The following is a 26184-nucleotide window of genomic DNA, read 5'->3' on the forward strand; positions in this document are numbered from 1 at the left end:
CCTGCTCTGCTGAAGCAGAAAAAGAGACAAATCCCATAAAACCCTGGAATCAAACTGCGTGAGATTATTTGCTCAAATCGGCTGGTACTTCCGCCGGGAGTGGCGCCGCTACCTCGGGGCGGTGGTGCTGCTGATCGTCATCGCCATCCTGCAACTGCTGCCGCCTAAGCTGGTCGGCATCATCGTGGACGGCGTCACCGAAAAACAAATGTCTACCGGCGTGCTGATGGCCTGGCTCGGGCTGATGATCGGCACCGCGATCGTCGTTTACCTGCTGCGCTATGTGTGGCGGGTGTTGCTGTTCGGCGCGTCCTATCAGCTGGCGGTCGAGCTGCGCGAAAACTTTTACCGCCAGCTCAGCCGGCAAAACCCGGCGTTCTACCTGCGCCACCGCACCGGCGATCTGATGGCGCGTGCCACCAACGACGTGGACCGCGTGGTGTTCGCCGCCGGTGAAGGCGTGCTGACGCTGGTGGATTCGCTGGTGATGGGGTTGGTGGTGCTGGTGGTGATGAGCACCCAAATCAGCTGGCAGCTGACGGTGCTGGCATTGATCCCGATGCCGCTGATGGCGATCGCCATCAAATATTACGGCGACCAGCTGCACCAGCGCTTTAAATCGGCGCAGGCGGCGTTTTCCAGCCTGAACGATCAGGCGCAGGAAAGCATGACCAGCATCCGCATGATCAAGGCTTTCGGGCTGGAAGATCACCAATCCAACCGCTTCGCCGAAGTCGCGGCGCAGACCGGCGCCAAGAACATGCACGTGGCGCGGGTGGATGCACGCTTCGATCCGACCATTTATATCGCCATCGGCGCCTCTAACCTGCTGGCCATCGGCGGTGGCAGCTGGATGGTGGTGAACGGTTCGCTGACGCTCGGGCAACTGACCAGCTTTGTGATGTATCTCGGCCTGATGATCTGGCCGATGCTGGCGCTGGCCTGGATGTTCAACATCGTCGAGCGCGGCAGCGCGGCCTACAGCCGCATCCGCAGCCTGCTCGACGAGGCGCCGGCGGTGCAGGACGGCCCGCAGGCGCTGCCGGCCGGGCGCGGCGTGCTGGACGTGGATATCCGCGCGTTCCACTACCCGGAAAACCCGCGCCCGGCGCTGCATGACGTGACGCTGACGCTAAAGCCGGGGCAAATGCTGGGGCTGTGCGGGCCGACCGGGGCCGGTAAATCGACATTACTGTCGCTAATTCAGCGCCAGTTCGATGTCAACGAAGGGCAGATCCGCTATCACGGCCTGCCGTTGCCGCAGGTCAAACTCGACGACTGGCGTTCGCGGCTGTCGGTGGTGAGCCAAACGCCGTTCCTGTTCTCCGATACCGTGGCGAACAACATCGCGTTGGGCCATCCGGGCGCGACGCAGGCGCAGATCGAACAGGCGGCGCGGTTGGCCAGCGTTCATGAGGACATTCTGCGGCTGCCGCAGGGCTATGACACCGAGGTGGGCGAGCGCGGCGTGATGCTGTCGGGTGGGCAGAAACAGCGTATCTCCATTGCGCGTGCGCTGCTGCTGGATGCGGAGATCCTGATCCTCGACGACGCGTTGTCGGCGGTGGACGGCCGTACCGAACACCAGATCCTGCATAACCTGCGCAGCTGGGGGCAAGATCGCACGGTGATCATCAGCGCGCACCGGCTGTCGGCATTGACTGAAGCCAGCGAGATCCTGGTGATGCAGCACGGTGGCGTTGCCCAGCGCGGCGATCCGGCGGCGCTGGCGGCGCAGCCGGGCTGGTATCGCGATATGTACCGTTATCAGCAGCTGGAAGCGGCGCTGGACGAAGCGCCGGAAAACGGCGAGGAGGCGTTGGCCGATGAATAAAGTGCAAAAGCTGTGGCCGACGCTGAAGCGGCTGCTGGCCTACGGCTCGCCGTACCGCAAACCGCTGGGGCTGGCGGTGTTGATGCTGTGGATAGCGGCGGCGGCGGAAGTCGCCGGGCCGATCCTGGTGAGCTATTTTATCGATAACTACGTCGCCAAAGGACAATTGCCGCTGATGATCGTCGGCGGGCTGGCGGCGGCTTACATTCTGCTGGAGCTGCTGGCGGCGGCGCTGCACTACTTTCAGGCGCTGCTGTTCAACCAGGCGGCGGTGGGCGTGGTGCAGCGGCTGCGCACCGACGTGATGGACGCCGCGCTGCGCCAGCCGCTCAGCGCCTTCGATACGCAGCCGGTCGGGCAATTGATCTCGCGCGTCACCAACGACACCGAGGTGATCAAGGATCTGTACGTGATGGTGGTCTCCACGGTGCTGAAAAGCGCCGCGCTGATCGGCACCATGCTGGTGGCGATGTTCAGCCTCGACTGGCGCATGGCGCTGGTGGCGGTCTGCATCTTCCCGGCGGTGTTCGTGGTGATGGGCATCTATCAATACTACAGCACACCGATCGTGCGACGGGTGCGCAGCTATCTGGCGGACATCAACGACGGCTTCAACGAAGTGATCAACGGCATGGGCGTGATTCAGCAGTTCCGCCAGCAGGTGCGCTTCGGCGAACGCATGAGCGCCGCCAGCCAGTCGCACTATCTGGCGCGCATGCAGACCCTGCGGCTCGACGGTTTCCTGCTGCGGCCGCTGCTCAGCCTGTTTTCGGCGCTGGTGCTGTGCGGATTGCTGATGCTGTTCGGCTTCAGCGGCGAGGGGGTGATTGGCGTCGGCGTGCTCTACGCCTTCATCAACTACCTGGGGCGCCTGAACGAACCGCTGATCGAGCTCACGTCGCAGCAATCGATCCTGCAGCAGGCGGTAGTGGCCGGCGAACGCATTTTCGAGCTGATGGATCGCAGCCAGCAGAGTTACGGCGCCGACGATCGTCCGTTGGCCGGTGGCCGCATCGACATCACCGATCTGAGCTTCGCTTACCGCGCGGACAAAAAGGTGCTGCAGCACATTTCGCTGGCGGTGCCTTCGCGCGGCTTCGTGGCACTGGTTGGGCATACCGGCAGCGGCAAGAGCACCTTAGCCAACCTGCTGATGGGCTATTACCCGGTCAGCGAGGGGGAAGTGCGCCTCGATGGCCGCCCGCTATCCAGCCTGTCGCACCGCACGCTGCGCCAGGGCGTGGCGATGGTGCAGCAGGATCCGGTGGTGATCGCCGATTCGGTGCTGGCCAACGTCACGTTGGGGCGCAACATCGAGGAAGACGCCGTGTGGCGGGCGCTGGAAACGGTGCAGCTGGCGGATCTGGTGCGCGGCTTCCCGCAGGGTATTCACACCCGGCTGGGGGAGCAGGGCAATAACCTGTCGGTCGGGCAGAAACAGCTGCTGGCGATGGCGCGGGTCTTGGTGCAGGCGCCGCAGATCCTGATCCTCGACGAGGCGACCGCCAACATCGACTCGGGCACCGAACAGGCGATCCAGCGCGCGTTGCGTGCGATCCGCGAGCACACCACGCTGGTGGTGATCGCCCACCGGCTGTCGACCATCGTCGATGCCGATTCCATCCTGGTGCTGCATCGCGGCCAGGCGGTAGAGCAGGGTAACCATCAGCAGCTGCTGGCGCAGCAGGGGCGCTACTACCAGATGTACCAGCTGCAGCTGGCGGGCGAGCAGCTGGCGGAAGCGGTGCGCGAAGAGAGCCAACCCGCCTGAACATGGGCCGCGATCGCGGCCCTTCTTTCTTTCCCTCGCACCACAAGCAGGCAACCCGCCTGCATCACGCCCCCTTTCTGCACTTTTTCGACGCGATGCGCACCAAATTAGTGCGCGATATTTAATCAATTTAAGGTATCGGTACGGCGACGGGGCCTGATGGTGCCCGCGTACCCGCTAATCCACTGAATCACCATGCAAAATTAAATATGGCACAGCCCTTGCTACATATGACGCGTACCAGGGGTGAGTTTGGGCTTAATTCGTGGAGGGGCAATATGAAGCTGGTGACCGTGGTAATCAAACCGTTCAAGCTGGAGGACGTGCGCGAGGCTCTGTCCTCCGTGGGCATTCAGGGGTTGACCGTAACCGAAGTGAAGGGCTTTGGCCGCCAGAAGGGGCATGCCGAGCTGTATCGCGGCGCCGAGTATAACGTCAACTTCCTGCCCAAGGTCAAAATCGATATCGCCATTGCCGACGATCAGTTGGATGAAGTGGTTGATGTGATTAGCAAAGCCGCCTACACCGGCAAAATCGGCGACGGCAAAATTTTCGTTGCCGAGTTGCAACGCGTGATCCGCATTCGCACCGGCGAAACCGACGAATCGGCACTGTAACCGCGAACTCAGTTAAGTGATGGGGATGGATTGATAATGAAAAGACTGTTATCCATGTTGGGCCTGAGTTCGGTAACCCTGGTTCCTTCTTTGGCCCTGGCCGCCCCGGCGGTCGCCGATAAGGCCGACAACGCCTTTATGATGATCTGCACCGCGTTGGTGCTGTTCATGACGCTGCCGGGCATCGCGCTGTTTTATGGTGGCCTGCTGCGCGGCAAAAACGTGCTGTCGATGCTGACGCAGGTCACCGTCACCTTCGCGCTGGTCTGCGTACTGTGGGTGTTGTATGGCTACAGCCTGGCGTTCAGCGAGGGCAATGCGGTGTTCGGCGGGTTCGAAACGGCGATGCTGAAAGGCATCGGCATCGACAGCGTCACCGGCAGCATCAGCCAGATGATCCACGTCGCCTTCCAGGCGTCCTTCGCCTGCATTACCGTGGCGCTGGTGGTGGGGGGCTTCGCCGAACGCATTCGCTTCTCGGCGGTGCTGATCTTCGCGATCGTATGGTTCACCCTGTCTTATCTGCCGATTGCGCACATGGTGTGGGGCGGCGGCTACCTGGCCGCCGACGGCGCATTGGACTTCGCCGGCGGCACCGTGGTGCACATCAACGCCGCCAGCGCCGGGTTGATCGGTGCCTACCTGATCGGCAAGCGCGCCGGCTTCGGTAAAGAGGCGTTCAAACCGCACAACCTGCCGATGGTGTTTACCGGGGCGTCCATCCTGTATATCGGCTGGTTCGGTTTCAACGCCGGCTCCGCCAGCGCGGCCAACGGCATTGCGGCCCTGGCATTCCTCAATACCGTGGTCGCCACTGCGGGCGCCATTCTCTCCTGGACCTTCGCCGAGTGGGTGCTGCGCGGCAAGCCTTCGCTGCTGGGCGCCTGCTCCGGCATGATCGCCGGGCTGGTTGCGGTGACGCCGGCGGCGGGCACCGTGGGCGTGGGCGGGGCGTTGATCATCGGCCTGGTGGGCGGCGTCGCCGGCCTGTGGGGCGTAGTGACGCTGAAGAAATGGCTGAAAGTGGACGACACCTGCGACGTGTTCGGCGTACACGGGGTGTGCGGCATCGTCGGCTGTCTGCTGACCGGGGTGTTCACCGCCTCTTCACTGGGTGGCACCGGCTATGCCGAAGGGGTGACGATGGGCCATCAGGTCTGGATCCAGCTGGTGAGCGTGCTGATCACGCTGGTATGGTCGAGCGTCGTCGCCTTTATCGCCTTCAAGATCGCGGGAGCGATGGTGGGTCTGAGAGTGCCGGAAGAGCAGGAACGCGAGGGGCTGGACGTCAACAGCCACGGCGAGAGCGCCTACAACCAATAAGACTCGAAGCAGGGCAGTGCGCTAAAGACTAAAATAATGATGAAGCCAAAAGGGGCGATGGAAACATCGCCCCTTTCTTTATGCTGCGGATCAGGCGTCGCGCTGGCGAATCACCCCTTCCTGCACGGTGGTGGCGACCAGTACGCCGTCGCGGGTATAGATCTGGCCGCGTACAAAGCCCCGTGCGCCGGAGGCGGAGGAGCTCTCCACCGCGTACAGCAGCCAGTCATCCATGCGGAACGGACGGTGGAACCACATGGAGTGGTCAATGGTGGCCACCTGCATGCCCGGCTCGAGGAAGCCGACGCCGTGCGGCTGCAGCGCGGTCGGCAGGAAGTTAAAGTCCGACGCGTAGCCCAGCAGGTATTGGTGGATGCGTTGATCGTCCGGCATGCTGCCGTTGGCGCGGAACCACACGTAGCGATGAGGTTCTTCCACGCTGCCTTTCAACGGATTGTGGAATTTCACCGGGCGCATTTCGATCGGCTTCTGGCCGATAAATTTTTCGCGCACTTTTTCCGGCAGCATATGCGCCAGCTTCTGGGCGATCTCTGATTCGGACAACAGCCCTTCCGGCGGCGGCACGTCCGGCATCAGGTTCTGGTGCTCGAAACCTGCCTCCGGGCTCTGGAAGGAGGCGGTCATATAGAAGATAGGTTTGCCGTGCTGGATGGCGCTGACGCGGCGTGCGCTGAAGCTGTTGCCGTCGCGCAGGGTTTCCACGTCGTAAACGATAGGCTTGCTGCTGTCGCCCGGGCGCAGGAAGTAGCTGTGGAACGAATGCACGCTGCGCTCGTCAGGCACCGTCTGCTTGGCGGCGTACAGCGCCTGGCCGACCACCTGTCCGCCGAACACCTGGCGCAGCCCCAGATCTTCACTCTGGCCGCGGAACAGTCCTTCTTCGATTTTCTCCAGATCCAGCAGATCGAGGAGGTTTTGCAATGCCTGGCTCATAAAATTGTTACCTTTCTAATAATCATTTTGCGCAGTGTGCGGAATATCACGGCGCGGCGTCAACATTTTGCGTTAAGGGGCCGATGAGAATGCTCTTAATCCTGGGCGCCTTGGCCTGTTTAAGTGATTAATAGGCGGGGCAAAGTGGATTTATCAGTGTTTTGTGCTAGGTTTAATAGGTGAGGTGGTGAAAGCCACCAACATGTTGATAATAAAAAAGGAGACCGATCCATGAAACTCTGGCAAATCGTAGGCGGTGCCGCGGCACTGACGATCACGCTGGCAGGATGCGCGCAAAAGAGTGCTGATGTGCCTACACAGGCGGCCGGTAACCCGGCGGCTGCGCAAACGCAGATTCAGGGCCCGGCGGTGACAGGTTCGGTTAATATACGTCAGCGCATTGCGCTGCCGCCGGACGCCGTGCTGACGGTCACCCTCTCTGACGCCTCGCTGGCGGATGCGCCGTCCAAAGTGATTGCACAGCGCGCGGTACGCACTGAAGGGCAACAGGCGCCGTTCAACTTTACGCTGCCGTATAACCCGTCCGACATCCAACCGAATGCGCGTATCATTCTGAGCGCGGCGGTGACGGTCAACGGGCGACTGATGTTTATTACCGACACCATCCAGGAAGTGGTTAACCGCAACGGCACCCGTGCCGATCTGCTGCTGGTTCCGGTTCAGGGTGTGCCGATTCAGGCTGCGCCAACCGCCATGCAGTAATCTTACTGCGGTACAGCAAGATGAAATCAACAGCCTTTGCGCTTCGGCCAAAGGCTGTTTTGTTTTACCAGCGCCAGCCGTAGCGATCGAAATCGACCGTGCTGTGCGGGCCGAAAATAATCCCCTCCGCCAGCAATGCCTGCCGTTGCCGTTGAAAATCCTCCCCCTGCTGCGATATCTGTCCGTGGCGGTTGATCACCCGGTGCCAGGGCAGCGTGCTGCCTTCCGGCAAACGCCGCAGCACGCCGCCGACCTGACGCGCGGCGCGCGGCGAGCCGGCCAGCCGGGCGACTTCGCCGTAGGTGGTGACTTTGCCGTAAGGAATGGCGGCCACGACGTGGAATACCCGCTGGCTGAAAGAGGCGTCTTCTGGTTGCATATTGCTGTTCCTGCGCGAGTCAAAACCCAGGCGGAGAGTGTGCCACAGCGCAGGTGGGTAAGAAAACAGCGGTTGGTCCCGGTTGGCTTGCTATTTGATAGGGTATCGCCGATAATGCCCACCGCTTCGGAGTACAGAAGCCGTCAATGGGGGCCCTGTTGGTTCTCCCGCAACACTAACTTGTGAACTCGGTCAGGTCCGGAAGGAAGCAGCCGCAGCAGGTGACGTGTGTGCCGGGATGTAGCTGGCAGGGTCCCCACCCATTTGGGCTTCGCCAATCCGCGTTTTTGTTACCTCTCTTCCACGTATCTATTATCCATTTCTGCCATCAGGCAGAGCGACACGCATTTCATTTCTTCCCGCCCTCAATTCTTTTGGATAATGAATTAGCGGTTCTGGGGAGCGGGCATAGTGAGGTGGGCGATGAGGTAACCTGCCTCGATTAAAAAAGAAAATTGTTTCCGGGCAATATTATTTTCGAAAGAGGGAGCGTAAATGAAGTTTTACTGTCAATAGGAAAAGTACGCATTCAACGTGGCCATTGAAGCCGATAAAAGCATCGGCTCAACGCGTCGGGGGGCTGATTATCTGACATATTTCCAAACGGAGGTGGGGATTTTGTCATACAGTTTGTTCATGGTGAGCTCGGCCAGACGGTGATCGGCCGCTGAGTAAAACAGCTCCAGTTCATCATCGGACAGCTCGTACTTATTTTTCTCAATAACACGTTCGAGAGTATCAATCGTGGTGCATTTACGTAAACGCATCAGATAGTCGGTTTTAGTCATGGTGGCCTTTAGTTTAATAACCGTAAAATAGCTCGGGAATAATTATCCCCTAAGTTTTCATTGTCGTACAGATGTCCTCTCCTGAGAACATTCTGAATAATCTCGCCTTGGTTTTTTGCCAGCGGCGCAGGTCGGAATCATTGATACCGTAGCTGCTGAACAGCGTATAGGTATCGTCGAGATATTCTTCGACTAACTCCGACAGGTCAGATTCGTCCATGTATTTAATTTTATAGCTCATCACAAACGAAGCGATATGTTCGATCAACTCATTAAGCTGCAGGTTGACGGAGGACGTCGGATCGTTGACCCACCCATGATGGCTGTCTCCCAGGGTAGCGATACCTTCATCATACAAATTTTCGCACAAGAATTTGAGCTGAGCAATGTCGTGTCGCTTAGGCGAATACTCATCCATATCATCCCCTCCGTAAGTCTTAATTGCGGTGTGATAACACTATGTGAGTAAGCTGATTTACATCATGAACGGAGGCAGCTTAACGGTGGTTAAATAAACTTCCCGTAAAATGAATATAAATCATTTTTTCGCGTTTGGCCTGTAGTTATTACGTAAACTTACAATTCATCCGCAGTTGATGGGCGTGAGTTATCAATGATGTCGAAGATTAAACCCCGCGCCGTCACTCGAAACCGGACGCTGTCGTTGATGATATCTTCGCTGTTGATATCCAGGCAGGCATTAAAAATGCCCCACTTATAGCGATAACTCATTGAATAATCGCCGTCACCTTGTTGCACTATATCAAGTATTTCTAATGAATCCTCGACATAGCGTGCGCTTTCAGAATAAAAACTGAGTCCGCTGGTCAGCGCTGGCACTAACTCCGCTATATTGTCATTAATCACTTTCTTTAATTCTTTAACAGAAAGTGCGTTGACTTCCAGGTTACAGGCAAGGGTAACAAGCATTAATCTCGGCCAACAACAATGTTATCTACTTATCTTACTCCTTTTCCGGCCTCGTCGGTAAATTTTTCGATTTACCGCTGTTCTTTACCTTACGCCAACATTCCAACCGAACGGAAATATCCCTGGGTTTGGTAAGGGAGGGTTATGGGGGGAAGATCCGCTGCGCGAGGGACTGTTACGTTCCGTTGCATTATTGTCGCGCCATAGCTTGAGATACGGTAGTTGTTGTGATGTTATATTATAACTATTAACTCACCATTTTGGCCACGACATTGACCCCCACTTCGCAACATGACGCCGCGCCGTCACTGAATTCGTTGTTCACCACCTCCGCTGCCGCGCGTTGCGCAGGTGCCGTTATGCTGCTGGCCCTGCTGTGGCTCGGCATCTTCTGGGCGGTGTCACTGCCATGATTACCTTGCGTCAGCTGGCGATAGGCTATGGGACCAAGCCACTTTTCCCGCCGCTGAGCGGGCAGTTTACCGCCGGATCGTTAACCGCTGTGGTGGGCGTCAACGGGGCAGGTAAGTCGACGCTGTTGAAAACCTTCGCCGGATTGTTGCCGCCGTTGGGGGGCTGCCTGAGTTTTAGCGGCGGAAAGCCACCGCGCAGAGCTTATTTGCCGCAGCAGGCGGAGCTGGATCGGCAGTTCCCCATCGCGGTGAGCGATCTGGTGGCGATGGGCTGTTGGCCACAAAGCGGCATGTTCGGCGGCATGAACAAGCGTGCGGCGAGCCAGGTCAATGAGGCGCTGGCGAACGTTGGCATGAGCGCGCTGGCGCGTAGCCCGGTGGGCGAACTGTCCGGCGGCCAGCTGCAGCGGGTGTTGTTTGCGCGCCTGCTGGTCCAACAGGCGCCGCTGATTTTGCTGGATGAGCCTTTTACCGGCATCGACAGCGCCACCACGCAGATTTTGCTGCAGGCGATCGCGCAACTGCACCGGCAGGGGAGAACGGTGATCGCCGTGCTGCACGATATGTCGATGGTTGCCGAGCATTTTCCACAGGCGCTGTTGCTGACGCCGCAGGCTTGCGATTGGGGCGCGGCCGAGCGGGTGCTGGAACAGGTGCCGAGGTATCGTGCCGCCGAACGGCAGCCGGATCTGCGGGCGGTGGCGCCATGATGCTGTGGCATGGGCTTATCGATCCTTTTCTCTCTTTCGGTTTTATGCGCCGCGCGCTCATGGCGTGCCTGGCATTGTCGCTCAGCGCTGCCCCGCTGGGCGTGTTTCTGTTGTTGCGCCGCATGAGCCTGGTGGGGGATGCGTTATCCCACGCGGTGTTGCCGGGCGCGGCGATCGGCTATCTGATCTCCGGCATGTCGCTGGTGGCGATGGGCGTGGGCGGCTTTATCGCCGGACTGGCGGTGGCGATGCTGTCCGGCCTGGTGAGCCGCCGCACGCCGCTGAAAGAGGATGCCAGCTTCGCCGGGTTCTACCTGGGCTCACTGGCGCTGGGGGTCACGCTGGTCTCGCTGCGTGGCTCCAGCGTAGATCTGCTGCACGTGCTGTTCGGTTCGATCCTGGCGGTGGATGCCCAGGCGATGCTGATGGTCGGTGCGATCGCCTCGGTTTCGCTGCTGGCGCTGGCGGCGCTGTACCGCGCGTTAGTGATCGAATCCTTCGACGTGACTTTTCTGCGCGTCAACGCCCCGCGCCGGTTGGCGCTGATCCACGGCCTGTTTCTGTCGCTGGTGGTGGTCAATCTGGTGGCGGGATTCCAGATCCTTGGCACCCTGATGTCGGTGGGGCTGATGATGCTGCCCGCCGCCAGTGCGCGCTTCTGGGCGCGCAATCTGCCGCAGACGCTGGCGGTGGCGATGGGCATCGGCGCGCTTTCCAGCCTGATTGGGCTGGTGTGGTCCTATTATGCGTCGCTGCCTGCCGGCCCGGCGATCGTGCTCAGCGCCAGCGTCATCTTTTTCGTCTCGATCCTGTTTGGAACGCGCGGAGGCATTTGCGCCTTCGCGCGCCGTTGAGAAGTGCCATTTGCAAGGAGAAAGTATGAAACGTTTACCTATATCGCTGGCGGTTGCTGCTCTGCTGGCCAGCCCATGGGCGATGGCGAAGACCGTCGACGCCGTCGCCAGCTTTTCCATTCTGGGCGATATCGTCAAACAGGTGGGTGGCGATCACGTCAAGGTCAGCACGCTGGTGGGGCCGGATGGCGATCCGCACAGTTTCGAACCTTCGCCGCAGGACGGCAAGAAGCTGGCTCAGGCTGATGTGGTGTTCGTCAGCGGCCTGGGGCTGGAAGGGTGGATCGATCGCCTGGTCAGCGCTTCGGGTTATAAAGGGCAGGTAATCACCGCTTCACAGGGGATCAGCACCCGCCAGATGGAGGAGGACGGCAAACCGATTACCGATCCCCATGCCTGGAACAGCATGAAAAACGGCGTGCAGTACGCCACCAACGTGATGAACGCCCTGATTGCCGCCGACCCCGAGGATGCCAACTATTTTCGCCAGCGCGGAGCCGAATACATTCAGCAGTTGCAAAAGCTGGACCTGTGGGCCAAAACCCAGTTCGCCGCAGTGCCGCCACAGAAACGTAAGGTGCTGACCAGCCATGACGCTTTTGGCTACTTTGGGCAAGAGTATGGCGTCACCTTCCTTGCCCCGGTCGGATTTTCCACCGAGGCCGAAGCCAGCGCCAGCGACGTGGCGGGCCTGATCAAGCAGATCAAACAGGAAAAGGTTAACGCTTACTTTATCGAAAATCAGACCGATCCGCGGCTGGTGAAACAGATTGCCGCCGCCACCGGCGCCAAGGCGGGCGGCGAGCTGTACCCTGAAGCGCTCTCCCGCGCGGGCGGCCCGGCGGCCACCTATGAGCAGGCGTTCAAGCACAATGTCGACGCGCTGCTGAGCAGCATGAAGTAATCTCTGCCCCCGCCTGCCGGCGGGGGACGGCTTGCAGGCACTTTCTCGCCATAAAAAAAGCCCCGTTGAGCAGCAACGGGGCTTGGCGACAGATGACACTGGGGAGTTAACGCTTTTTCTTACGTCCCTGTACCGCTTTGAATCGCGGATTGCTTTTACAGATCACATAGATGCGGCCACGACGACGCACGACTTTGCAATCCGGGTGGCGATTTTTCGCCGAACGCAATGAACTCAATACCTGCATGGGATTTCCTTGTTACTTATTGCCGATAAAGCGGCCAAAGCGCTGCTGGAAGCGCGCCGTGCTGCCTTCTTTGGAATAGTCTTTCTGCTTGCCGGTGTAATACGGATGCGAAGCGGAAGAGACGTCAAGGGTGACATACGGCCAGCTTTCGCCGTCCAGTTCGATGGTGCGATCGGTTTTGATGGTCGATCCCACTTTGAAGTAGGCGTTGGCGCTGACGTCGTGGAACACCACGGTGCGGTAATCGGGATGGATGCCGGGTTTCATAATGGCTCTCTCATGTAATGTTATACTATAACAGTAATTATGCGCCGACCTGGCATCGCGATCAAGCGCAAATTGCACACAAGAGTGAATTAATGAGAACGGTTTGCATTAAGCAGCTGAAGCAAAAGAAAAAGGCCGCATGCGCGGCCTTTCGATTATCGGGTGGAGCTCATATCACTGAGCGATCAGTGGTGCTCTACCGGATGGCTGTGTTCCAGGTCCTCGTTCTTCTTGCTGAAGCGGCGGCGAACCACCACGAAGAACACCGGTACGAAGAAGATCGCCAAGACGGTGGCGGTGATCATCCCGCCCATTACGCCGGTACCTACCGCGTTCTGTGCGCCGGAGCCCGCACCGCTGCTGATAACCAGCGGCAGAACCCCGAGGATGAAGGCCAGAGACGTCATGAGGATTGGACGCAGACGCATACGCACCGCTTCCAACGTCGCTTCGATCAGGCCTTTGCCTTCTTTCTCCATCAGGTCTTTGGCGAATTCCACGATCAGGATGGCGTTCTTCGCCGACAGACCTATGGTGGTCAGCAGCCCCACCTGGAAGTACACGTCGTTGTTCATGCCGCGCATCGTCGCGGCCAGCAACGCACCGATAACCCCCAGCGGCAATACCAGCATGACCGAGAACGGCACAGACCAGCTTTCATACAGTGCCGCCAGACACAGGAACACCACCAGAATCGAGATGGCATACAGCGCCGGCGCCTGGTTGCCCGACAGACGTTCCTGATAGGACATGCCGGTCCAGTCGTAACCGATGCCGCTTGGCAGTTTGGACGCCAGCTGTTCCATCAGGTTCATCGCTTCACCGGTACTCTTGCCCGGTGCGGCCTGGCCCAGAATTTCCATCGACGGCAAGCCGTTATAGCGTTCCAGACGCGGTGAGCCGTATTCCCACTTCGCCGAAGAGAAGGCGGAGAATGGCACCATCTGGCCGCTGGTACCGCGCACGTACCACTTGTTGATGTCTTCCGGCAGCATACGGAACGGCGCCTCGGCCTGTACGTACACCTTCTTCACACGACCGCGGTCGATGAAGTCGTTGACGTACGAGCCACCCAGTGCGGTGCTCAGCGTGCTGTTGATGGTAGTGATGCTGACGCCCAACGCCTTGGCTTTCTCCTGATCGACGATCAGTTTGAACTGCGGCGTATCTTCCAGGCCGTTCGGGCGCACGCCCACCAGCACGTCCGGGTGCTGAGCAACCATGCCCAACAGCTGGTTACGCGCTTCGGTCAGTTTCTCGTGCCCCAGGCCGCCCTGGTCAATCAGCTCGAAGTCGAAGCCGGTTGCGGTACCGAGTTCGATAATCGCCGGCAGGTTGAACGGGAACACCAGGCCTTCTTTAATCTGCGAGAACGCGCCCATGGCACGGCCTGCGATCGCCTCGACCTTGTTCCCTGCCCCTGGGCGCTCACCCCAGTCTTTCAGGCTGACGAATGCCAGGCCGTTGTTCTGGCCGTTACCGTTGAAGCCGAAGCCCGCGACGGTAAACACCGAAACCACGTTGTCCTTTTCCTTGTTCAGGAAGTAGTCGGAGACTTCTTCCAGCACTTTGTTGGTACGGGACTCGGTGGCGCCGGCAGGCAACTGCACCATGGTCAACAGGATGCCCTGATCTTCGTCCGGCAGGAACGAGGAAGGCAGGCGCAGGAACAGCAGGCCCATGCCAACCACGATCAGCAGGTAGATGATCAGGTAGCGACCGGTGCTGCGCAGGATATTGCCCACGCTGTCGGTATAGTGATGCGTGCTCTTCTCGAACATGCGGTTAAACCAGCCGAAGAAGCCTGTTTTAACCCCGTGATCGCCTTTCGGGATCGGTTTGAGCATGGTGGCGCACAGCGCCGGCGTCAGGATCAAGGCCACCAGCACCGACAGCGCCATCGCGGACACGATGGTGATCGAGAACTGGCGATAGATGGCGCCGGTTGAACCGCCGAAGAACGCCATCGGCACGAATACCGCCGACAGCACCATGGCGATACCCACCAACGCGCCCTGGATCTGGCCCATCGATTTGCGGGTCGCTTCTTTCGGCGGCAGCCCCTCTTCGGACATGACGCGCTCGACGTTTTCCACCACCACGATGGCGTCATCCACCAGCAGGCCGATCGCCAACACCATGCCGAACATCGTCAGGGTGTTTATCGAGAAGCCGAACGCCGCAAGGATCGCAAAGGTCCCCAGCAGTACCACCGGCACCGCGATGGTTGGGATCAGCGTCGCGCGGAAGTTCTGCAGGAACAGATACATCACCAGGAATACCAGGATGATGGCTTCGATCAGCGTTTTCACCACTTCGTTGATGGAGATTTTAACGAACGGGGTGGTGTCGTACGGATAAACCACTTTCATCCCTTGCGGGAAGAATGGCGCCATCTTGGCCAACTCGTCTTTCACACCTTTGGCGGTGTTCAGTGCGTTGGCACCGGTAGCCAGTTTGATACCCAGACCGGCGGCAGGCTTACCGTTATAGCGAGCCGTAACCGCGTAGCTTTCCGCGCCGCGCTCGATGTGAGCGACGTCGCGCAGGCGCACCTGGGAACCGTCGGTATTCACCTTCAGCAGGATCTTGCCGAACTCTTCCGGCGAAGTCAGACGGGTCTGCGCGATGATCGAGGCGTTCAACTGCTGCCCCGGCACCGGCGGCAGGCCGCCCAGCTGGCCTGCGGCGATCTGGTTGTTCTGCTCGGTGATGGCGGAGGTCACGTCCGTAGTCGTCAGCTGGTAGTTGTTCAGCTTGTTCGGATCCAGCCAGATACGCATCGCGTACTGGGCACCGAACAGCTGCACTTCACCCACGCCGGACGAACGGCTGATCGGGTCCTTGATGTTGGACGCCACGTAGTCCGCAATATCGTCCTGAGTCATGTTCGGATCGTCGGAAACGAAGCCGGCCACCATCAGGAAGCTGCTGCTGGATTTTTCTACTTTCAGGCCCTGTTGCTGAACTTCTTGCGGCAGCAACGGAGTGGCCAACGACAGTTTGTTCTGGACCTGAACCTGCGCGATGTCAGGATCGGTGCCGGAATCAAACGTCAGGGTAATGGTGACGCTACCAGAGGAATCACTGGTGGAGGACATGTACATCAGGTTATCGATACCGTTCATGTTCTGTTCGATAATCTGCGTGACGGTATCCTGCACCGTTTTGGCATCTGCGCCCGGGTAGTTGGCGGAAATACTCACCGCCGGCGGTGCAATAGTGGGATACTGCGCGATAGGCAGTTTCATTATTGCAAGCACCCCCGCCAACATGACGATAATGGCGATTACCCAGGCGAAAATTGGGCGGTCTATAAAGAACTTAGCCATGTATTACAGGCTCCTTTTTATGACTTCTGCGCTTCAGACTGCGGCTGTTTTTGCGCCTGAGTGTCAACTTCCTGCACTTTTACCTGCGCGCCCGGATGCACTTTCATCAGGCCGGTGACGATCACGCGATCGCCGGCTTTCAGGCCATCGGTAACCAGCCATTTGTCGCCAATCGCCTGGTCTGCCTTCAGCGTGCGCAGCTCAACTTTGTCGTCTGCCCCTACCACCAACGCCGTCGCGTCGCCACGCGGGTTGCGGGTAACGCCTTGCTGAGGTACCAGCAGCGCATCGCTGCGCACGCCTTCGTCCAGACGGGCGCGTACGAACATGCCCGGCAACAGCGTATCGTTCGGGTTAGGGAACAAAGCGCGAATGGTGATGGAGCCGGTGGTCTCATCGACGGTGACATCGGAGAACTCCAGCGTGCCTTCCTGCGCGTATTCGGTGCCGTTTTCCAGCATCAGTTTCACTTTGGCCTTGCCGTTTTCCTGCTTCAGCGCGCCGCTGGCCAGTTCTTGCTTCAGGCGCAGGAAGTCGGTGCTCGACTGGGTGACGTCGACATACATCGGATCCAGCTGCTGCACGGTAGACAGTGCGGTTGCCTGGCCGTTGCTGACCAGTGCGCCTTCGGTCACGGCGGACTTGCCGATGCGGCCGGAGATCGGGGAGGTCACCTTGGTGTACGCCAGGTTGATGCGCGCGGTTTCCACGGCGGCCTTGGCGGCCACCACGGCGGCGTCCGCCTGCTGCAGCGTGGAGACGGCGTTGTCGTAGTCCTGTTTACTGATGTAGCTCGTGCCCAGCAATGGCTTGTAGCGGTTTACCGTCACGCGTGCGATGGAAGCGCTGGCCTGTGCTTTGGCCAAATCGCCTTTCGCGCTGTCGTAGCTGGCTTGATAAGTGGCGGGATCGATTTGGTACAGAGACGTCCCGGCCTTGATATCGCTGCCTTCAACGAAGTTGCGCTTCAGGATGATGCCGCTGACCTGAGGGCGAACTTCGGCGATACGATACGCAGCGGTGCGGCCAGGAAGATCGGTAGTGATGTTGAGAGGCTCGGCCTTCAAGGTGACTACGCCCACTTCAGGAGCCTGTTGTTGGGCGCCTTGCTGTTGGGTTTCTTTATCGTTACATCCTGTTAGCACTAAGCTGCCTGAAAGCATCAGAACGGCCGCCAGAGGCGTTAACCCTCTGTTTTTGTTCATAGAAAAACCTCAAGTGTCCGATTTCAAAATGATCAATGGATCACAAGCTTTAAAACCCATTGCTGCGTTAATTATATGTGCGTGCTATGGTACATACATTCGCGAATGTATGTAAATCACACTCCCCCTAAATAACAATGCCATGGCACGAAAAACCAAACAGCAGGCGCAAGAAACCCGACAGCAAATCCTTGATGCTGCGGTGAGAGAGTTCTCTGAACGTGGCGTTGCTGCAACGTCACTGACAGATATTGCCACCGCTGCCGGGGTTACGCGTGGAGCCATCTACTGGCACTTCAAGAATAAGGTAGACCTGTTTAATGAAGTTTGGGAATCTACCGAGCCGAAAATTGACCAGCTCGAAACAGAGTATCAGGCAAAGTTTCCCGATAATCCACTGCGGGTTATCCGAGAAATTCTGATTTACATTCTGACGTCTACGGTTGAAGACGGCCGTAGGCGGGCGTTGATGGAAATTATATTCCACAAATGCGAGTTTGTCGGTGAAATGATGCCGCTGCTGGATTCGCGCAAGGTGCTGTACCTCGCCGGCTACGAACGCATTGAAGCGGTGCTGTATAACTGCATTCACCACGAGCAATTGCCCGCCGATTTACATACCCGCCGTGCGGCGATCATCCTGCGCGGTTATATCACCGGCCTGATGGAAAACTGGCTGTTTATGCCGGAAAGTTTCGATCTGCGGGCCGAAGCCGAAGCGCTGGTGGACGCGTTTTTGGAGATGCTGCAGTTTTGCCCCACCTTGCGCCTCAAACCCGACGCGGCGACGCCTGGCGCCGACCGCCTTCCTTTATAAGGAGAAATTTCATGTCATCCATCGTTCTCATCGCCAATGGCGCCGCCTATGGCCATGAATCCTTGTTCAATGCGCTGCGGCTGGCCATTGAGCTGAAAGAGCAGCAGAGCAGCCTCGATCTGCGGCTGTTTCTGATGTCCGATGCGGTGGTGGCCGGGCTGGCCGGGCAGCAGCCGCATGAAGGGTATCACCTGCAGCAGATGCTGGAGATCCTCACCGCGCAGCAGGTGCCGATCAAGCTGTGCAAGACCTGCGCCGACGCGCGCGGCGTCAGCCGCTTGCCGCTGGCGGACGGCGTGGCGATCGGCACGCTGGTCGAGCTGGCGCAATGGACGCTGGCGGCGGAGAAAGTGCTGACTTTCTGATTTCGCGACAACGGGACATCACCGGCAACGCTTTTGTTGTTCGTTGCCCGCCGGCGATCGTGATAATCTTCAGGCTTCTTAACCGATCCGAAGCTAAATCATGCATCGCTGGTTGACTCTGCCTTTTCTGGCGCCGCTCACGTTTGTCGGCGCATGCCGGCGGCGTATCGCCGCCGCGACACTCCTTTTCCTGATTTGCGTGCTCAGCTTGCCAGCGCAGGCGGCGCTGAACGGCGATCTGCCGCAGCGCAGCGACGTGCAAAGCCAGCTGGAAACGCTGAACAAGCAAAAAGCCCTGACGCCGGTCGAAAAACTCTCCCAGCAGGATTTGACCCGCACGCTGGAGCTGCTGGACGCCATCGAGCGCAACCGGCAGGACACCGCACAGCTTAAACAGCAGGTGCAGCAGGCGCCGGCGAAGCTCAATCAGGTCACCGCCGAACTGGATGCGCTGAAGCAGCCGGTGGATAATGCGGCGGCGCGCGCCGCGCTGTTGCCGCTGTCGCTGCGCCAGCTGGAAAGCCGGCTGTATCAAACGCTCGACGAGCTGCAAAGCGCGCAGGAGAGCCTCTCCACTTACAACAGCCAACTGGTGTCGCTGCAAACCCAGCCCGAGCGGGTGCAAAGCACCATGTACGCCGCTTCGCAGCGCCTGCAGGAGATCCGCAGCCAGCTCAGCGGCCAGACGCCGGGGCAAGATTCGCTGCGCAACAGCCAGCAGGTGATGCTGAACACCGAACAGGCGCTGCTCAACGCGCAGCTGGAGCTGCAGCGCAAGAGTCTGGAAGCCAACACCACGCTACAAGATCTGCTGCAAAAACAGCGCGATTACACCACGGCGCATATCGACGCGCTGGATCGGTCGGTGCAGCTGCTGCAGGAGCTCGTCAACAGTAAGCGCCTGACGCTGTCTGAAAAAACCGCCAAAGAGGCGCAGAACCCGGAAGACGCCACCGATATCCAGCACGATCAGTTGGTCAGCAAGCAGCTGGACGTCAACCGCCAGTTGAGTCAGCAGTTGATCGCCGCCACCGAAGAGAGCAACACCCTGTTCCAGCAGAATATTCGGGTCAAAAACTGGCTCGATCGCGGTCTGCAGGCGGAACGTAACCTGAAAGAGCAGATCCAGGTGCTGAAGGGCAGCCTGGTGCTGTCGCGCATCCTGTATCAGCAGCAGCAGAGCCTGCCGCAGGGCACGCTGCTGGCGGACATAGACACGCGCATCGCCGATCTGCGGCTGGAGCAGTTCGATATCAATCAGCAACGCGACGATCTGTTCAAGGGAGAGGATTACATCAACCAACTGGTGGCCGAAAGCAAGGAAAAGGCCGGCCCGGAAGTGATCGACGCGCTGAAGGAAATTATCGACATGCGCCGCGAGCTGCTGGATCAGCTGAACAAGCAGCTCAGCAACCAGCTGTCGTTATCGATCAACCTGCAGATCAACCAGCAGCAGCTCACCAGCGTCTACGGTTCGTTGCAGGATACGCTGACCCAGCAGATTTTCTGGGTCAACAGCAACAAGCCGGTCGATCTGGCGTGGCTGAAGGCGATGCCGGAGGCGGTGCGCGATCAGCTCGCCGGGCTCGATATCAAATTCGACGGCGGCAAGCTATTGCAGGGCGGCTTGAATGCGCTGGTGTTCCTGATCCCGATGCTGCTGGCGATCGGGCTATTGCGCTGGCGCTATCGGCTGATCGACGGCCATCTGCAAAAATTGGCCAACGACGTGGGGCAGCTTAAACGCGACGGCCAACTGCATACGCCGAAGGCCATCGCGCTGACCTTGCTGAAGGTGTTGCCCGGCGCCGCGCTGCTGCTCGGCGTCGGTTTCTGGATGTATCGCGCGGATTTTGGCATCAGCGACTTTATTTGGGCGCTGTCGCAGCAGCTGGCGTTGTCGTGGCTGGTGTTCGGCTTCAGCTACCGCATGCTGAAACCGGGCGGCATCGCCGAGCGGCATTTCAACTTCGGCGCCAACCTGTGCGCGCATTACCGCCGCCAGACGCTGCGGCTGGGGCTGGCGCTGCAGCCGCTGATCTTCTGGTCGGTCTTGGGCGAAAAAGCGCCGCTGCGCCTGGTGGAAGACGTCATCGGCCAGATCGTGGTGATGTTGACGCTGGCGCTGCTCACGGTGCTGGTGTTCCCGCTGTGCCGCGACAGCTGGCGTGAAAAAGGCTCGCACGCCGTGCGGCTGGTGGTGGTCACCGCGCTCGCCGCCACGCCGCTTATCCTGCTGGGGCTGATGTTTGCCGGCTACTTCTATACCACGCTGCGGCTGGCGAGCCGCTGGATAGACAGCCTGTATCTGTTCTTCCTGTGGAATATCGTGTATCTGACCGCGCTGCGCGGCCTGAGCGTGGCGGCGCGGCGCCTGGCCTACCGGCGCGCGTTGGCGCGGCGGCAAAACGTGGCGAAGGAGGGGGCCGAAGGCGGCGAGCCGGTGGTGGAAGAGCCGCCGCTGGCGCTCGATCAGATCAACCAGCAGTCGCTGCGCCTGACCACCCTGGTGCTGTTTGCTATCTTCGCCAGCGCCTTCTACGCCATTTGGTCGGATCTGGTGACGGTCATCGCCTACCTGGACAGCATCACGCTGTGGCATTACACCAGCACCGTGGCGGGCAGCAGCGTGTCGCAGGCGGTGACGTTGGGCAACATGATGGTGGCGTTCGCCGCGGTGATCGTCGCCTATGTGCTCACCCGCAACCTGCCCGGTCTGCTGGAGGTGGTGGTGCTGTCGCGGCTGCAGCTGCGGCAGGGTGCGTCCTATGCCATCACCACCGTGCTCACTTACCTGATCACCGCCGTGGGCGCAGTGGTCGCATTGGGATCGCTGGGCGTTTCCTGGGACAAACTGCAATGGCTGGCCGCCGGTCTGACGGTCGGGCTGGGCTTTGGCCTGCAGGAGATCTTCGCCAACTTCGTCTCCGGCCTGATCATTCTGTTCGAACGCCCGATCCGCATCGGCGATACCATCACCATCGGCACCTTCTCCGGTTCGGTCAGCAAGATCCGCATTCGCGCCACCACCATTACCGACTTCGATCGCAAAGAGGTGATCATTCCGAACAAGGCGTTCGTCACCGAGAGGTTGATCAACTGGTCACTGTCGGACACCATCACCCGCGTGCTGATCAAGGTGGGCGTGGCCTACGGTTCCGATCTCGACAAGGTGAAAAAGGTGCTGCTGCAGGCGGCGCACGACAACCCGCGGGTGATGACCGATCCCGAACCGCAGGTGTTCTTCCTCAATTTCGGCGCCAGCACGCTGGATCATGAGCTGCGGCTGTATGTGCGCGAACTGCGCGATCGCAGCTACACCGTCGACGAGCTGAACCGCTCAATCGATCGTTTGTGTCGGGAGAACGACATCGACATCGCCTTCAACCAGCTGGAGGTCTATCTGCATAACCAGCAGGGCAACGAAGTGCAGGAAGTGAAAAGAACGCTGTCGCCGGATGAAGGCGGCCAGACGGCGGGCTGATAAGCGTTGAAAGACGAAAGGGACAGCGTCGCTGTCCCTGATTACTGTCCGGCAGGCAGATAGGGAGAGGTGACGCCGGCGCGCTGCAGTTTTTCCTGATAATCCCGTTTGACGATATCCAGCGCCGCCAGCGCGGTGGCCGGATCGATCTCGTTGCACTCCAGCAGGTAAATCAAGTCTACCGCCAGCTGCAGTTCGGGTGAGGCGTTTTCCAGAGACATAGCACCTGCGCTTATATTAATTAATGGGATGAATCACTCGCGTACCGGCAGAGTATAGTGAACCCGGCGCGCAACCGGGAATAATCATTAAAATATTGTGATAAATCTTCAAAAACCGTTTTCTTTGCGCTCGATATTGCGCTCGATGCGCGCCAGCGCTTGGCGGCAGCGCATCAGGCGCCCCTCCAACGCCGCCAGCTCGTGCTGCAGCTTCTGCTGCGCCGCCAGCGTGGTTTGGCGGCCGAGCAGGCTTTCCCGATCCTGAATCATGGCGATCAGCCGGCGTTCGTAGTCCTGATGCTCGGCCAGCTTGTGGTACAGATCGGCCTCGGGGGCTTCTTTCGGCTGGTTCTTGCGCCGCAGCGCCTGGGTTGCCAGCTCGCGCTGCAGGGCGGCGATCTGAGCCACCAGTTTTTCGGCCAGAAAGGCCACCTGGCTGGTGCGGCTGTCGTTGGCGGCGCTTTGCAACTGGGCGAAATTCTTCTCCACTTCGGCCAAATAGTCGCGCAGCCGCGTGCCGCGGTTGGCGAACAGGGCAGCGTCGAAGCGTGCCTGCGGGATCGGGGCGTCGCCGCGCGGGGTCACTTCGGCCGCCAGCGCCGCGATCTGCTGTGCCAACACCTGTAATAGACGCTGAGTGCTCACATAAGCTCCCTCTTGATTTCAACTGGCGTAAGCTTGCCCGCGATCCTGCCGTGAAACAAGCGCCGCACGCATATTCCACCTGCGCGGCGCCGATGCTACAGTAGGCGGCAACCGATTGAGGAGCGAAGAGCCGCATGGCGCGTGGGTTATTGATCATTTTAGGCTGGCTGGCGGTGGTGCTGGCGACGTTGGGCGTGGTGCTGCCGCTGCTGCCGACCACGCCGTTCCTGCTGTTGGCCGCCTGGTGCTTCGCCCGCTCTTCGCCGCGCTTTCATCACTGGCTGCTGCACCGTTCCTGGTTCGGCCCCTACCTGCGCCACTGGCAGCAGCATCGCGCGCTGCCGCCGGGGGCGAAGTGGAAGGCAGTGCTGGTGATCGTGCTCACCTTCGCCTGTTCGCTGTGGCTGGTGAAAATCTGGTGGGTGCGCGGGCTGTTGCTGCTGATGCTGGCTATTTTGCTGACCTTTATGCTGCGCCTGCCGGTTATTGATCTGCCGCAACAAAAACAGCGCTGATTGTCCCTTAAACTCCCCAATAGCTTTCAAGCCGCAGCCAGGCGACAAACGCAGGCATCTCCAAGAGCTGACTTAGGTGAGTGACCGGGGGGGAATGCGTGCGGTCAGCAACGCTGCGGGTTGAAAGATGCAGGGGAGAGTTGCATTTGTCCGCCAGTTTGCATAGATTTGGGCGTTTTCGTGCGCGGATCGCCTGCCATTTCTTCTCCGGTGTGTTTCACCCGAGGGCGGTGGGTGAGCGGCGCGCCGGTTTTCAGGCAGTTTTATCAGGCAACAATTATGACCGCTACTGCGCAGCAGCTTCAGTTTATTAAAGACAGTATCAAAACCATCCCGGATTATCCGAAGCCGGGCATCCTGTTCCGCGACGTGACCAGCCTGCTGGAACACCCGTTGGCCTACGCCGCCAGCATCGAGCTGCTGGTTGAGCGCTATCGCGAAGCGGGCGTGACCAAGGTGGTGGGTACCGAAGCGCGTGGTTTCCTGTTCGGCGCGCCCGTCGCGCTGGCATTGGGCGTCGGTTTCGTGCCGGTGCGCAAACCGGGCAAACTGCCGCGCGCCACGCTCAGCGAAAGCTATGAGCTGGAGTACGGCACCGACAAGCTGGAGATCCACACCGACGCCATCACCGCGGGTGACAAAGTGCTGGTGGTGGACGATCTGCTGGCGACCGGCGGCACCATCGAAGCGACCACCAAACTGATCCGCCGCCTGGGCGGTGAAGTGAAAGACGCCGCGTTCATCATCAACCTGCCGGATTTGGGCGGGGAAGCGCGTCTGAACAAGCTGGGCATCGACTGCTACTGCCTGGTGGACTTCGCCGGCCATTGATGCGGCAACGCCCCTTGGGCACAACGGCCTCGCGGATCGCCGCGGGGCTGTGTTAGCATGACCCTCCAGATTCCTCGACTTCTCCGGTATTAATGAGCTATCAGGTTCTCGCCCGTAAGTGGCGCCCTCAAACGTTCGCAGACGTGGTCGGCCAGGAACATGTCCTGACCGCGCTGGCCAACGGCCTCTCGCTGGGGCGGATCCATCACGCCTATCTGTTCTCGGGCACCCGCGGCGTGGGGAAAACCACTATCGCGCGCCTGCTGGCCAAAGGCCTGAACTGTGAAACCGGCATCACCGCCACGCCGTGCGGTCAATGCGACAACTGCCGCGAGATCGAGCAGGGGCGCTTCGTCGATTTGATCGAGATCGACGCCGCTTCCCGAACCAAGGTGGAAGATACCCGCGATCTGCTGGACAACGTCCAGTACGCGCCGGCACGCGGCCGCTTCAAGGTCTACCTGATCGACGAAGTGCACATGCTCTCGCGCCATAGCTTCAACGCGTTGCTGAAGACGCTGGAAGAGCCGCCGCCGCACGTCAAATTCCTGTTGGCCACTACCGATCCGCAAAAGCTGCCGGTGACCATTCTCTCGCGCTGTCTGCAGTTCCACCTCAAGGCGCTGGACGTCGATCAGATCCGCCAGCAGCTGGAAACGGTGCTGACGGCGGAACAGATCACCAGCGATGCCCGCGCGCTGCAGCTGCTGGCGCGCGCCGCCGACGGCAGCATGCGCGATGCGCTGAGCCTGACCGATCAGGCGATCGCCATGGGGCAGGGGCAGGTGACCGCCGCCACCGTCAGCCAGATGCTCGGCACGCTCGATGATGAGCAGCCGCTGGCGATCCTCGAAGCGCTGGTCAGCGCCGACGGCGAAAAGGTGATGGCGCAGGTCGCGCAGGCCGCTTCGCGCGGCGTGGACTGGGAAAACCTGCTGGTGGAGACGCTGGCGCTGCTGCACCGCATTGCGATGGTGCAGCTGCTGCCTTCGATGCTCGACAACCACTACGCCGCCGTGGAACAACGGCTGCGCGAGCTGGCGCGCACCCTGCCGCCGGCCGATGTGCAACTTTACTACCAGACGCTGTTGGTGGGCCGCAAAGAGCTGGCCTATGCGCCGGATCGCCGCATGGGGGTTGAGATGACCCTGCTGCGCGCGCTGGCGTTTCACCCGAAAGCGGTGATCCCGGAGCCGGTGGCGTTGGTGCAGACCGCGCCGGCGCCGATGGCGCAACCGCAGGCGGCCGCAGCGCAACAGCCGCCGCAGTTTCAGGACGCGCCGCCGCCGTTAGGGCAGCCGGCCGCGCCACAGCGACAATCATCGACCCCATTACCGGATGCCACCGCCCAGCTGTTGAAAGCGCGGTCCCAGCTGCAACGGCAGCAGGGAGCATCCACACCAAAAAAGAATGAGCCGGCGGCGCCAGGAATAGCGCGGCCGGCAAACTCGGCACTGGGGCGTTTGGCTTCCGTGACCGAGCGTAGCCAGCAGCGCCTGGCGGAGAAGAAGGTGCCGGAAAAACCGGCCAAGCCGGAAGCCTATCGCTGGCGCGCGCAGACCGAGCCGGAAGCGGCGCCGGAACCGTTGGCGACGCCGAAAGCGCTGCGCACGGCGTTGGAGCACGAGAAAACGCCGGAGCTGGCCGCCAAGCTGGTGGTGGAGTCGCTGGAGCGCGACGCCTGGGCGGCGGAAATCGACAAGCTGAAGATCCCGAAACTGGTGCAGCAGCTGGCGTTGAACGCCTTCAAGCAGCAGCCGGAAGCGGGCAAGATTTGCCTCCATCTGCGGTCTTCGCAGCGTCATCTGAATTCGCCTTCGGCGCAGAAGACGTTGGCCGAAGCGCTCGGTGAGCTGTACGGCAGCCCGATCGAGCTGACCGTGATAGAGGACGATAATCCGGCGGAGCGCACCCCGCTGGAGTGGCGACAAGCCATCTATGAAGAAAAGCTGGCGCAGGCGCGCCAGTCCATCGTTGCGGATACCCATATTCAGACGCTGTGCCGGTTCTTCGACGCGGATCTGGATGAAGAGAGTATCCGCCCCCTTTAAACGC

25 protein-coding genes, 1 other RNA gene and 1 other annotated feature are annotated in these 26184 nt (G+C 59.9%); of the genes, 15 read left to right on the forward strand and 11 right to left on the reverse strand.

Annotated elements, in window-relative coordinates; all coding sequences use genetic code 11:
* Positions 1 to 58: 58 nt before the first annotated feature.
* The 4 genes from smdA (at position 59) to amtB (ending at position 5545) form a co-directional block, all read left to right on the forward strand.
* A complete protein-coding gene (gene smdA / locus QDT79_RS09375) occupies positions 59 to 1834 on the forward strand; it encodes a multidrug efflux ABC transporter permease/ATP-binding subunit SmdA (protein WP_063990979.1) in 1776 nt (591 codons plus the stop codon).
* Positions 1827 to 3605 carry a multidrug efflux ABC transporter permease/ATP-binding subunit SmdB gene (gene smdB, locus QDT79_RS09380; protein WP_063990980.1) on the forward strand — a complete coding sequence of 593 codons (1779 nt, stop codon included), beginning with the start codon at positions 1827 to 1829 and terminating at the stop codon, positions 3603 to 3605. Before smdA ends, smdB begins: the two co-directional genes overlap by 8 nt.
* Before the next feature lie 278 nt (positions 3606 to 3883).
* The gene (gene glnK / locus QDT79_RS09385; protein ID WP_004940327.1) at positions 3884 to 4222 is read left to right on the forward strand and encodes a P-II family nitrogen regulator; all 339 of its coding nucleotides are present in this window, start codon (positions 3884 to 3886) and stop codon (positions 4220 to 4222) included.
* A gap of 36 nt (positions 4223 to 4258) precedes the next feature.
* Positions 4259 to 5545, forward strand: coding sequence for an ammonium transporter AmtB (gene amtB, locus QDT79_RS09390; RefSeq protein WP_063990981.1), 1287 nt, complete (start codon positions 4259 to 4261; stop codon positions 5543 to 5545).
* Positions 5546 to 5635: 90 nt separating this feature from the next.
* Here amtB and tesB read toward each other — a convergent pair whose 3' ends face one another.
* Entirely contained in the window at positions 5636 to 6499 is an 864-nt protein-coding gene (tesB, locus tag QDT79_RS09395) for an acyl-CoA thioesterase II (RefSeq protein WP_004940320.1), read from the reverse strand.
* 231 nt (positions 6500 to 6730) lie between these two features.
* Between tesB and QDT79_RS09400 the strand changes: the two genes are divergently transcribed.
* Positions 6731 to 7222, forward strand: a complete 492-nt coding sequence (locus tag QDT79_RS09400; RefSeq protein WP_060426627.1) for a YbaY family lipoprotein — start codon at positions 6731 to 6733, stop codon at positions 7220 to 7222.
* Between the two features lie 64 nt (positions 7223 to 7286).
* On the opposite strand, the gene QDT79_RS09405 is transcribed toward QDT79_RS09400, so the two are convergent.
* A complete protein-coding gene (locus tag QDT79_RS09405; RefSeq protein ID WP_019454177.1) occupies positions 7287 to 7601 on the reverse strand; it encodes an MGMT family protein in 315 nt (104 codons plus the stop codon).
* A gap of 156 nt (positions 7602 to 7757) precedes the next feature.
* Between QDT79_RS09405 and ffs the strand changes: the two genes are divergently transcribed.
* Positions 7758 to 7854, forward strand: an RNA gene (ffs, locus tag QDT79_RS09410) — signal recognition particle sRNA small type.
* Positions 7855 to 8185: 331 nt separating this feature from the next.
* On the opposite strand, the gene hha is transcribed toward ffs, so the two are convergent.
* From hha to QDT79_RS09425, 3 genes are all read right to left on the reverse strand, one after another.
* On the reverse strand, positions 8186 to 8389 hold the full coding sequence (hha, locus tag QDT79_RS09415) for a hemolysin expression-modulating protein Hha (RefSeq protein ID WP_004940313.1): 204 nt from the start codon (positions 8387 to 8389) through the stop codon (positions 8186 to 8188).
* A gap of 49 nt (positions 8390 to 8438) precedes the next feature.
* Positions 8439 to 8807, reverse strand: coding sequence for an Hha toxicity modulator TomB (gene tomB / locus QDT79_RS09420; RefSeq protein ID WP_004940312.1), 369 nt, complete (start codon positions 8805 to 8807; stop codon positions 8439 to 8441).
* Between the two features lie 158 nt (positions 8808 to 8965).
* Positions 8966 to 9319 carry a hypothetical protein gene (locus QDT79_RS09425; protein ID WP_063990982.1) on the reverse strand — a complete coding sequence of 118 codons (354 nt, stop codon included), beginning with the start codon at positions 9317 to 9319 and terminating at the stop codon, positions 8966 to 8968.
* A gap of 409 nt (positions 9320 to 9728) precedes the next feature.
* Here QDT79_RS09425 and QDT79_RS09430 point away from each other — a divergent pair, with 409 nt between their 5' ends.
* Genes QDT79_RS09430 through QDT79_RS09440 form a run of 3 tightly spaced genes read left to right on the forward strand, consistent with a single transcriptional unit; the run spans position 9729 to position 12200 of the window.
* Positions 9729 to 10442 (forward strand): metal ABC transporter ATP-binding protein, encoded by a 714-nt coding sequence (locus QDT79_RS09430; RefSeq protein WP_308316428.1) that lies wholly within the window; start codon positions 9729 to 9731, stop codon positions 10440 to 10442.
* Positions 10439 to 11296 carry a metal ABC transporter permease gene (locus QDT79_RS09435; protein WP_063990984.1) on the forward strand — a complete coding sequence of 286 codons (858 nt, stop codon included), beginning with the start codon at positions 10439 to 10441 and terminating at the stop codon, positions 11294 to 11296. The genes QDT79_RS09430 and QDT79_RS09435 overlap by 4 nt, the downstream gene beginning before the upstream one ends.
* A 25-nt stretch (positions 11297 to 11321) precedes the next feature.
* Positions 11322 to 12200 (forward strand): metal ABC transporter substrate-binding protein, encoded by an 879-nt coding sequence (locus QDT79_RS09440; RefSeq protein ID WP_049199910.1) that lies wholly within the window; start codon positions 11322 to 11324, stop codon positions 12198 to 12200.
* A 106-nt stretch (positions 12201 to 12306) separates the two neighbouring features.
* Here the strand turns inward: QDT79_RS09440 and ykgO are convergent, their stop codons facing one another.
* From ykgO to sdeX, 4 genes are all read right to left on the reverse strand, one after another.
* Positions 12307 to 12447, reverse strand: coding sequence for a type B 50S ribosomal protein L36 (gene ykgO, locus QDT79_RS09445; RefSeq protein ID WP_004940304.1), 141 nt, complete (start codon positions 12445 to 12447; stop codon positions 12307 to 12309).
* Between the two features lie 12 nt (positions 12448 to 12459).
* Positions 12460 to 12714: a type B 50S ribosomal protein L31 gene (locus QDT79_RS09450; RefSeq protein ID WP_004940303.1), complete on the reverse strand. Its 255-nt coding sequence runs from the start codon at positions 12712 to 12714 to the stop codon at positions 12460 to 12462.
* A gap of 185 nt (positions 12715 to 12899) precedes the next feature.
* The gene (gene sdeY / locus QDT79_RS09455) at positions 12900 to 16046 is read right to left on the reverse strand and encodes a multidrug efflux RND transporter permease subunit SdeY (RefSeq protein WP_060423439.1); all 3147 of its coding nucleotides are present in this window, start codon (positions 16044 to 16046) and stop codon (positions 12900 to 12902) included.
* Between the two features lie 17 nt (positions 16047 to 16063).
* Complete coding sequence (gene sdeX, locus QDT79_RS09460) at positions 16064 to 17251, reverse strand: multidrug efflux RND transporter periplasmic adaptor subunit SdeX (RefSeq protein ID WP_063990986.1); 1188 nt, start codon at positions 17249 to 17251, stop codon at positions 16064 to 16066.
* A gap of 142 nt (positions 17252 to 17393) precedes the next feature.
* On the opposite strand from sdeX, the gene acrR reads away from it, so the two are divergent.
* From acrR to mscK, 3 genes are all read left to right on the forward strand, one after another.
* Entirely contained in the window at positions 17394 to 18068 is a 675-nt protein-coding gene (gene acrR, locus QDT79_RS09465) for a multidrug efflux transporter transcriptional repressor AcrR (RefSeq protein WP_063990987.1), read from the forward strand.
* Positions 18069 to 18079: 11 nt separating this feature from the next.
* Positions 18080 to 18433 carry a DsrE/DsrF/TusD sulfur relay family protein gene (locus QDT79_RS09470; RefSeq protein WP_308316429.1) on the forward strand — a complete coding sequence of 118 codons (354 nt, stop codon included), beginning with the start codon at positions 18080 to 18082 and terminating at the stop codon, positions 18431 to 18433.
* A 100-nt stretch (positions 18434 to 18533) separates the two neighbouring features.
* Positions 18534 to 21917, forward strand: a complete 3384-nt coding sequence (mscK, locus tag QDT79_RS09475) for a mechanosensitive channel MscK (RefSeq protein ID WP_308316430.1) — start codon at positions 18534 to 18536, stop codon at positions 21915 to 21917.
* 41 nt (positions 21918 to 21958) lie between these two features.
* On the opposite strand, the gene rsmS is transcribed toward mscK, so the two are convergent.
* Together rsmS and priC are read right to left on the reverse strand one after the other, a co-directional pair.
* Positions 21959 to 22138, reverse strand: a complete 180-nt coding sequence (gene rsmS, locus QDT79_RS09480; RefSeq protein ID WP_016928837.1) for a pleiotropic regulatory protein RsmS — start codon at positions 22136 to 22138, stop codon at positions 21959 to 21961.
* A gap of 108 nt (positions 22139 to 22246) precedes the next feature.
* Complete coding sequence (gene priC / locus QDT79_RS09485) at positions 22247 to 22783, reverse strand: primosomal replication protein PriC (RefSeq protein WP_033637350.1); 537 nt, start codon at positions 22781 to 22783, stop codon at positions 22247 to 22249.
* A gap of 134 nt (positions 22784 to 22917) precedes the next feature.
* Here priC and QDT79_RS09490 point away from each other — a divergent pair, with 134 nt between their 5' ends.
* From QDT79_RS09490 to dnaX, 3 genes are all read left to right on the forward strand, one after another.
* Positions 22918 to 23298, forward strand: a complete 381-nt coding sequence (locus QDT79_RS09490) for a DUF454 family protein (RefSeq protein WP_063990990.1) — start codon at positions 22918 to 22920, stop codon at positions 23296 to 23298.
* 279 nt (positions 23299 to 23577) lie between these two features.
* Positions 23578 to 24129, forward strand: a complete 552-nt coding sequence (gene apt, locus QDT79_RS09495) for an adenine phosphoribosyltransferase (RefSeq protein ID WP_063991172.1) — start codon at positions 23578 to 23580, stop codon at positions 24127 to 24129.
* Between the two features lie 92 nt (positions 24130 to 24221).
* Entirely contained in the window at positions 24222 to 26180 is a 1959-nt protein-coding gene (gene dnaX / locus QDT79_RS09500; RefSeq protein ID WP_107227191.1) for a DNA polymerase III subunit gamma/tau, read from the forward strand.
* Positions 25513 to 25577: a sequence feature (DnaX frameshifting element), on the forward strand. (Overlaps the previous gene by 65 nt.)
* Positions 26181 to 26184: the final 4 nt, after the last annotated feature.

Origin of the sequence: Serratia marcescens, assembly GCF_029846115.1 — a bacterium.
Classification (GTDB): Bacteria; Pseudomonadota; Gammaproteobacteria; order Enterobacterales; family Enterobacteriaceae; genus Serratia; species Serratia marcescens_L.

Bases quoted from the DNA above. Each gene is read 5' to 3' on its own strand.
- smdB (WP_063990980.1), top strand. From the start codon at position 1,827: ATGAATAAAGTGCAAAAGCTGTGGCCGACGCTGAAGCGGCTGCTGGCC.
- glnK (WP_004940327.1), top strand. From the start codon at position 3,884: ATGAAGCTGGTGACCGTGGTAATCAAACCGTTCAAGCTGGAGGACGTG.
- amtB (WP_063990981.1), top strand. From the start codon at position 4,259: ATGAAAAGACTGTTATCCATGTTGGGCCTGAGTTCGGTAACCCTGGTT.
- tesB (WP_004940320.1), bottom strand. From the start codon at position 6,499: ATGAGCCAGGCATTGCAAAACCTCCTCGATCTGCTGGATCTGGAGAAA.
- QDT79_RS09400 (WP_060426627.1), top strand. From the start codon at position 6,731: ATGAAACTCTGGCAAATCGTAGGCGGTGCCGCGGCACTGACGATCACG.
- QDT79_RS09405 (WP_019454177.1), bottom strand. From the start codon at position 7,601: ATGCAACCAGAAGACGCCTCTTTCAGCCAGCGGGTATTCCACGTCGTG.
- hha (WP_004940313.1), bottom strand. From the start codon at position 8,389: ATGACTAAAACCGACTATCTGATGCGTTTACGTAAATGCACCACGATT.
- tomB (WP_004940312.1), bottom strand. From the start codon at position 8,807: ATGGATGAGTATTCGCCTAAGCGACACGACATTGCTCAGCTCAAATTC.
- QDT79_RS09425 (WP_063990982.1), bottom strand. From the start codon at position 9,319: ATGCTTGTTACCCTTGCCTGTAACCTGGAAGTCAACGCACTTTCTGTT.
- QDT79_RS09430 (WP_308316428.1), top strand. From the start codon at position 9,729: ATGATTACCTTGCGTCAGCTGGCGATAGGCTATGGGACCAAGCCACTT.
- QDT79_RS09435 (WP_063990984.1), top strand. From the start codon at position 10,439: ATGATGCTGTGGCATGGGCTTATCGATCCTTTTCTCTCTTTCGGTTTT.
- QDT79_RS09440 (WP_049199910.1), top strand. From the start codon at position 11,322: ATGAAACGTTTACCTATATCGCTGGCGGTTGCTGCTCTGCTGGCCAGC.
- ykgO (WP_004940304.1), bottom strand. From the start codon at position 12,447: ATGCAGGTATTGAGTTCATTGCGTTCGGCGAAAAATCGCCACCCGGAT.
- QDT79_RS09450 (WP_004940303.1), bottom strand. From the start codon at position 12,714: ATGAAACCCGGCATCCATCCCGATTACCGCACCGTGGTGTTCCACGAC.
- sdeY (WP_060423439.1), bottom strand. From the start codon at position 16,046: ATGGCTAAGTTCTTTATAGACCGCCCAATTTTCGCCTGGGTAATCGCC.
- sdeX (WP_063990986.1), bottom strand. From the start codon at position 17,251: ATGAACAAAAACAGAGGGTTAACGCCTCTGGCGGCCGTTCTGATGCTT.
- acrR (WP_063990987.1), top strand. From the start codon at position 17,394: ATGGCACGAAAAACCAAACAGCAGGCGCAAGAAACCCGACAGCAAATC.
- QDT79_RS09470 (WP_308316429.1), top strand. From the start codon at position 18,080: ATGTCATCCATCGTTCTCATCGCCAATGGCGCCGCCTATGGCCATGAA.
- mscK (WP_308316430.1), top strand. From the start codon at position 18,534: ATGCATCGCTGGTTGACTCTGCCTTTTCTGGCGCCGCTCACGTTTGTC.
- rsmS (WP_016928837.1), bottom strand. From the start codon at position 22,138: ATGTCTCTGGAAAACGCCTCACCCGAACTGCAGCTGGCGGTAGACTTG.
- QDT79_RS09490 (WP_063990990.1), top strand. From the start codon at position 22,918: ATGGCGCGTGGGTTATTGATCATTTTAGGCTGGCTGGCGGTGGTGCTG.
- apt (WP_063991172.1), top strand. From the start codon at position 23,578: ATGACCGCTACTGCGCAGCAGCTTCAGTTTATTAAAGACAGTATCAAA.
- dnaX (WP_107227191.1), top strand. From the start codon at position 24,222: ATGAGCTATCAGGTTCTCGCCCGTAAGTGGCGCCCTCAAACGTTCGCA.